The sequence below is a fragment of the Paenisporosarcina quisquiliarum genome (genome assembly GCF_027563315.1).
GTDB lineage: Bacteria > Bacillota > Bacilli > Bacillales_A > Planococcaceae > Paenisporosarcina > Paenisporosarcina quisquiliarum.
In genome coordinates this window covers 21,231-27,350 of record NZ_JAMKBJ010000021.1, presented here as the reverse complement: position 1 = coordinate 27,350, position 6,120 = coordinate 21,231, and the positions used below count along the sequence as shown (strand labels likewise).

Annotated in this window: 6 protein-coding genes; all 6 read right to left on the bottom strand. The window is 42.5% G+C overall.

From position 1 onward, the window contains the following. Positions 1-259: 259 nt before the first annotated feature. The 6 genes from rpmE to M9R32_RS15685 all read right to left on the bottom strand — a co-directional run bounded on the left by rpmE (position 260) and on the right by M9R32_RS15685 (position 6,040). Positions 260-475: a 50S ribosomal protein L31 gene (rpmE, locus tag M9R32_RS15710; protein WP_269927680.1), complete on the bottom strand. Its 216-nt coding sequence runs from the start codon at positions 473-475 to the stop codon at positions 260-262. Between the two features lie 178 nt (positions 476-653). Continuing rightward, positions 654-1,937 carry a transcription termination factor Rho gene (gene rho / locus M9R32_RS15705; protein WP_269927679.1) on the bottom strand — a complete coding sequence of 428 codons (1,284 nt, stop codon included), beginning with the start codon at positions 1,935-1,937 and terminating at the stop codon, positions 654-656. 128 nt (positions 1,938-2,065) lie between these two features. Next, complete coding sequence (gene glpX, locus M9R32_RS15700; protein ID WP_269927678.1) at positions 2,066-3,034, bottom strand: class II fructose-bisphosphatase; 969 nt, start codon at positions 3,032-3,034, stop codon at positions 2,066-2,068. A gap of 86 nt (positions 3,035-3,120) precedes the next feature. Next, positions 3,121-4,419 carry a UDP-N-acetylglucosamine 1-carboxyvinyltransferase gene (locus tag M9R32_RS15695; RefSeq protein WP_269927677.1) on the bottom strand — a complete coding sequence of 433 codons (1,299 nt, stop codon included), beginning with the start codon at positions 4,417-4,419 and terminating at the stop codon, positions 3,121-3,123. A gap of 32 nt (positions 4,420-4,451) precedes the next feature. After that, entirely contained in the window at positions 4,452-5,102 is a 651-nt protein-coding gene (gene fsa, locus M9R32_RS15690; protein WP_269927676.1) for a fructose-6-phosphate aldolase, read from the bottom strand. Positions 5,103-5,182: 80 nt separating this feature from the next. Beyond that, positions 5,183-6,040, bottom strand: a complete 858-nt coding sequence (locus tag M9R32_RS15685) for a class II fructose-bisphosphate aldolase (RefSeq protein ID WP_269927675.1) — start codon at positions 6,038-6,040, stop codon at positions 5,183-5,185. Positions 6,041-6,120 lie beyond the last annotated feature (80 nt).

Here is a 6,120-nt window from a genome sequence, read left to right as displayed (position 1 = left end):
TGGAAGTTTAAATTATCTTTCACCTTGCCAGTTTTTAAGACGTTTTCAAGAAAATAATGGCCATTCACAAAAGATTAGTCTTTAATTTTTAAAGATGGTGTCTAAATAGAGGGGGCCAAACCGTCAAGCCGTTTTTTTCCTACGTCACCTGCCGTTTTTCCTACGTGAACCTCGATTTTTACAACTGAGCGTCCGCTCACCCTAAATATAAACAAAAAATACCCGCCTAGAGTCGAAACTCTAGGCGGGTATTTTGAGACTATTCTTTGATTTCTTCTTTAAGACCGTATTTTTTGTTGAAACGATCAACACGGCCATCCGCTGCTGCGAATTTCTGACGGCCAGTATAGAATGGATGACATTCTGAGCAAAACTCAACTTTGATGTCTTCTTTTACTGATCCTGTTTCGAACGAGTTACCACATGAACATGTAACTGTAGCTGTTTTGTAATCGGGATGAATTCCTGGTTTCATCTTAAATCTCCTCTCGCCCTGAACCATCTGGAACAGAGTGGGTTATTTAACTGTAACCTTACACGACCCGTTCTTGTTCAGCCGTATATGTCACAGAGTATGGTAAATCTACCGAGTTACAGTATAGCAATTTTCATGGAACAAATCAAGTACTTAATTCCATATAGAAATTGCTCTATTACAGTAACCCTTTACCGCCACGTTTTTCTTTCATTTCGGTATTTAGCATTTCAAAGAAATCTTCGTTTGATTTGGTTTGACGCAGTTTTTTCAGGAAGCGCTCGCCGAAATCGTGGGAATCCGAGAATGTTTTACGAATTGCCCATAGTTTTTCGAGTTGATCGGAAGGAATAAGTAACTCTTCTTTTCTGGTACCTGAACGACGGATGTCGAGTGCCGGGAAAATACGGCGCTCTGCCAAGCTGCGGTCCAGGTGAAGTTCCAGGTTACCTGTTCCCTTGAACTCTTCATAAATAACTTCATCCATACGTGATCCAGTATCGACTAGAGCTGTTGCGAGAATCGTTAAGCTTCCGCCTTCTTCGATGTTTCGAGCCGCACCGAAGAAACGTTTTGGGCGATGGAACGCTGCAGGGTCAATACCACCTGATAATGTACGGCCACTTGGTGGGATGACCAAGTTGTAAGCACGTGCGAGTCGCGTGATGGAGTCCATCAAGATGATAACGTCACGTTTGTGTTCAACCAGACGCATCGCACGATCTAGAACCAATTCCGCTACTTTCACGTGATTTTCAGGTACTTCGTCAAATGTTGAACTGACAACATCCGCATTGACTGAACGTTCGATATCCGTTACTTCTTCTGGACGTTCGTCGATTAATAAGACAATCAGTTCAGCATCCGGATAGTTCGTCGTGATTGAGTTTGCCACTTCTTTTAGCAACATCGTTTTACCCGCTTTTGGCGGTGCCACGATTAAGCCACGTTGGCCGAATCCGACAGGTGCTACTAAATCCATAATGCGTGTTGATAGTTTATTTGACTCCGTTTCCAGCTTGATGTGACGGTCTGGGTATAACGGCGTTAGTGCAGGGAAATGCACACGTTCTTTTGCTGAATCCGGGTCTTCGCCATTTACTAATTCCACGTGTAATAAACCGTAGTAGCGTTCATTTTCTTTTGGTGGACGTACTTTACCTGTTACTTTATCTCCGTTACGTAAGTCGAAACGGCGAATTTGGGATGCAGAAATATAGATATCTTCTGAACTTGGAGAATAGTTGATGGGGCGCAAGAAACCGAACCCTTCAGATTGAATGATTTCCAGGACACCTTCCATGAAGAAGTAGCCTTCTTGTTCTGCGCGTGTTTTTAAAATCGCAAAAATAAGTTCTTTTTTCGTTAGTTTGCTGTAGTAAGAGATTTTGAACTTGCGTGCAAGCGCATACAGTTCTTTTAACGTCATACTTTCTAGTTCAGCAATCTTTAAGGTTGTCATAAAGTGGCACCACTCTTTTACATATTTTGTTGTGTCGAATCAAGTTGAAGGTTGGATTGGTTCTGCATGAATTGATTTTAGTAGAAGATGCCCGGCCATAGATAATGGCCAGGCACATATATTTGAAGTTAGTCTTCCATCATCAGATGAGGTTTTTTCTTCAAGCTGTGACGCCCTTCTACGAAACGGACTGTGCCTGATTTCGCACGCATAACTAATGAATGAGATTCAGCATAAGCGCCTTTGAATTGCACACCACGCAAAAGTTCACCATCCGTTACACCCGTTGCCGCAAAGATTGCGTCGTCGCCTTTTACAAGGTCTTCCATACGGAATACACGGTTTACATCAAGTCCCATACGGATACAACGTTGAAGTTCTTCTTCGTTCGTTGGAACTAGTTTCCCTTGAATTTCTCCGCCTAGACATTTCAAACCAACTGCAGCAATAACACCCTCTGGCGCTCCACCCAGTCCGAATAAAATATCTACACCTGTTTCATCGAATGCTGTGTTGATTGCACCCGCAACGTCGCCATCATTGATCAATTTAATACGAGCACCTGATGCTCTGATTTCATCAATGATTTTTTGGTGACGTGGACGGTTTAAAATCGTTGCCACTACGTCTTCGATATCTTTGTTTTTGGCACGGGCAACCGCAAGAAGGTTATCTGTTACAGAAGCATTGATGTCCACTTTGCCTCTTGCTTCAGGACCTACTGCCAATTTGTCCATGTACATATCCGGTGCGTTCAATAAGTTACCACGGTCTGCAATCGCAAGAACTGCTAATGCATTCCAGCCGCCTGAAGCCACGATATTTGTACCTTCCAATGGATCTACCGCGATATCAACCGCAGGTCCCCCATTGCCAAGACCTAGTTCTTCACCGATATATAACATCGGTGCTTCGTCCATTTCGCCTTCGCCGATCACGACGACCCCTTGCATCGGGATGGAGTTAAAAACGTTTCGCATAGCTGTAGTTGCTGCGTCATCCGCTTCATTTTTCAAACCTCGGCCCATCCAACGTGCCGAAGCGATTGCTGCTGCTTCTGTTACACGCACTAACTCCATTGATAAACTGCGTTCCATTTTGTGTGTTCCTCCCGTTATCCGGTCATTTATTTAAGTCAATCTTCCACCTGTCATTGTACCATATGTGACAAGTGGTCAATTTTTTATTTTTCGCTGTCTTCTTTGTTGGTAGAATGTTCGTGTTCATCTTCAATTGTTTCGCGTCGAATATCTGCTCCAAGAGCGCGCAATTTATCAATCAACGAGCTGTAACCGCGTTCGATATGATAGATATCGCGAATTTCTGTTTCTCCTTCGGCAATCAATCCTGCCAGTACAAGGGCTGCTCCTGCTCGCAAATCAGATGCACGAACGGAAGCGGATTCCAATTTCGCAGGTCCGGAAATAATGGCTGTTCTTCCTTCTACACGTGCACTAGCATTCATTCGTTTTAATTCGTCGATATGTTTGAAACGTGCTGAATAAATCGTGTCCGTAATCACGGAGGAACCTGTTGCCTGTGTCATTAAAACAGAGAAAGGTTGTTGTAAATCCGTTGCAAAACCAGGGTACACCAGTGTTTTTACATCCACTGCCTGCAAGTTCTCTGATTTCGGAATGAAAATACTTTCTTCGCCTTCTTCAATTTTAACGCCCATTTCACGAAGTTTTGCCGTCAGCGCCTCCATATGGAATGGAATGACATTGTCAATTGTGACACCGTCACCAGCCACAGCAGCCATGATCATGAATGTTCCAGCTTCAATTCGATCGGGGATAATCGTGTGGTTCGTCCCATGAAGTTCTTCAACTCCATCGATACGAATAACGTTCGTCCCTGCACCTTTGATTTTTGCTCCCATGTTTGTTAACAAAGTCGCTACATCAATGATTTCAGGTTCTTTCGCTGCATTTTCAATCGTCGTTTGTCCTTTTGCCATTACGGCAGCCAGCATAATGTTGATGGTTGCACCAACACTAACAACGTCCAAATAAATCTTGGCACCGCGCAATTCATCTGCACGCAAATAAATAGCACCATGTTCGTTCGTCACTTTTGCACCAAGTGCCTCAAAGCCTTTGATGTGTTGGTCAATCGGACGAGGTCCCAAGAAACAGCCACCCGGCAAGCCAATAACCGCTTTTTTGAAGCGACCCAGCATTGCACCCATCAAGTAATAGGATGCACGCAGTTTTTTAACATTGCCGTTTGGCAAAGGCATGCCTTGCATTTTAGTAGGATCAATGTTCATTGTACCGTTCTCGAAAGATACGTCCCCACCAATTTCCTCTAGCAATTCTTTCAGTGTCCAAGCATCCGAGATTTCCGGTAATCCTTCAATCGTGACAGGAGAATTCGCTAAAATGGATGCCGGGATTAAAGCGACCGCACTGTTTTTGGCCCCGCTCACTTTAATCGTTCCTTGTAAACGTTTTTGACCATTAATTTTATACACTTCCATGTAATTCACCTACAATCAATTCAAGAGTTAACTTATTCTGCACTTAATCGGTTATTCCAATCCGCTAAAAATGCATCAATTCCTTTATCCGTTAAAGGATGTTTGAACATTTGTTTCATTACGTTTATTGGCATTGTTCCAATGTGTGCTCCGTGAAGCGCTGCGTCTGTCACGTGTTGTGGATGGCGAATTGATGCAGCAATGATTTCTGTATCTATATTGTGCAACTCAAAAATTTGTGCAATCGTACCGACTAAATCCATGCCGTTATGACCGATATCATCCAAACGCCCAAGGAAGGGTGATACATAAGTTGCTCCAGCACGTGCAGCAAGCAAAGCTTGGTTTGCGCTAAAGATCAATGTGATGTTTGTTTTAATGCCTTCTTTTGAAAATACCGAACAAGCTGCCAAACCGTCTGGAGTCATTGGTAATTTCACAGTGATATTTGGTGCAATCGCCGCTAATTCGCGACCTTCTTTAATCATACCTTCCGCATCTAATGCAATTACTTCTGCACTGACAGAACCATCTACAAGTGAAGTGATTTCACGTAAACGGTCGTGGAAAGAAATATTTTCTTTTGCCACAAGGGATGGATTTGTTGTTACGCCTGACAAAATACCCCAAGCGTGTGCTTCTTTAATTTCTTCAAAGTTTGCTGTATCGATAAAAAATTTCATTTTTATTTGCCTCCAGATGATGGAAAAAGAGGAGAAGGCCGTATTTCGACACTTCTCCTTACATTTTCGAGTTGTTATATTTAAGCTTTTCCAGCACTGCCGAAATCACGCATTTTACCTTGTACAGTATTTTTGATTGCGTCACGAGCAGGAATTAAATATTTACGTGGATCGTAAACATCCGCATCACTATTTAAGAAATCACGGATTGCTTTCGTAGCTGCAATTTGATTTTCAGTATTCACATTAATTTTCGCCGTTCCAAGTGAAATCGAACGTTGAATATCTTTTACAGGAATTCCAGTTCCACCATGTAATACAAGTGGAAGGTCTGATAATTTCGAGATTTCTTCCATTTCAGCAAAACCTAAATTCGGTTCTCCTTTATAAGGACCATGAACAGAACCCAGTGCAGGAGCCAAACAGTCGATATCCGTGCGTGAAACCAGTTCAGCACATTCTTTCGGATCTGCATAAATGACGCCGTCTGCGATAATGTCATCTTCTTGTCCACCAACCGTTCCAAGCTCAGCTTCTACAGACACGCCGTGTGCATGTGCATATTCCACTACTTGAGACGTGATTGAAATATTTTCTTCCAACGGATGATGAGACGCATCAATCATGACAGATGTGAATCCAGCATCAATTGCTTCTTTACATTTTTCAAAACTTGAACCATGGTCTAAATGAATCGCTACAGGAACTGTAATCTTATAGTCGTGCATCAATCCTTTTACCATGTGAACAACGGTTGTAAAACCGCCCATATATTTAGCTGCCCCTTCAGAAACGCCTAAAATTACTGGGGATTTTTCTGCTTCAGCTGCTTGTAAAATGGCTTGCGTGAACTCCAAGTTGTTGATATTGAATTGTCCAATTGCATAGCCTTCTTTTTTTCCTTTGATCATCATGTCTTTCATCGATACTAAAGCCATTGAGGAATCCTCCGTTTCATGAATAGGAAATATTAATATTTACATCTTAACCATCTCTTATCATAACAAAAACAGGCAGT

What these genes read in the sequence shown, in the direction of transcription:
- rpmE (WP_269927680.1), bottom strand. Translation starts at nt 475, where the DNA reads ATGAAACCAGGAATTCATCCCGATTACAAAACAGCTACAGTTACATGT.
- rho (WP_269927679.1), bottom strand. Translation starts at nt 1,937, where the DNA reads ATGACAACCTTAAAGATTGCTGAACTAGAAAGTATGACGTTAAAAGAA.
- glpX (WP_269927678.1), bottom strand. Translation starts at nt 3,034, where the DNA reads ATGGAACGCAGTTTATCAATGGAGTTAGTGCGTGTAACAGAAGCAGCA.
- M9R32_RS15695 (WP_269927677.1), bottom strand. Translation starts at nt 4,419, where the DNA reads ATGGAAGTGTATAAAATTAATGGTCAAAAACGTTTACAAGGAACGATT.
- fsa (WP_269927676.1), bottom strand. Translation starts at nt 5,102, where the DNA reads ATGAAATTTTTTATCGATACAGCAAACTTTGAAGAAATTAAAGAAGCA.
- M9R32_RS15685 (WP_269927675.1), bottom strand. Translation starts at nt 6,040, where the DNA reads ATGGCTTTAGTATCGATGAAAGACATGATGATCAAAGGAAAAAAAGAA.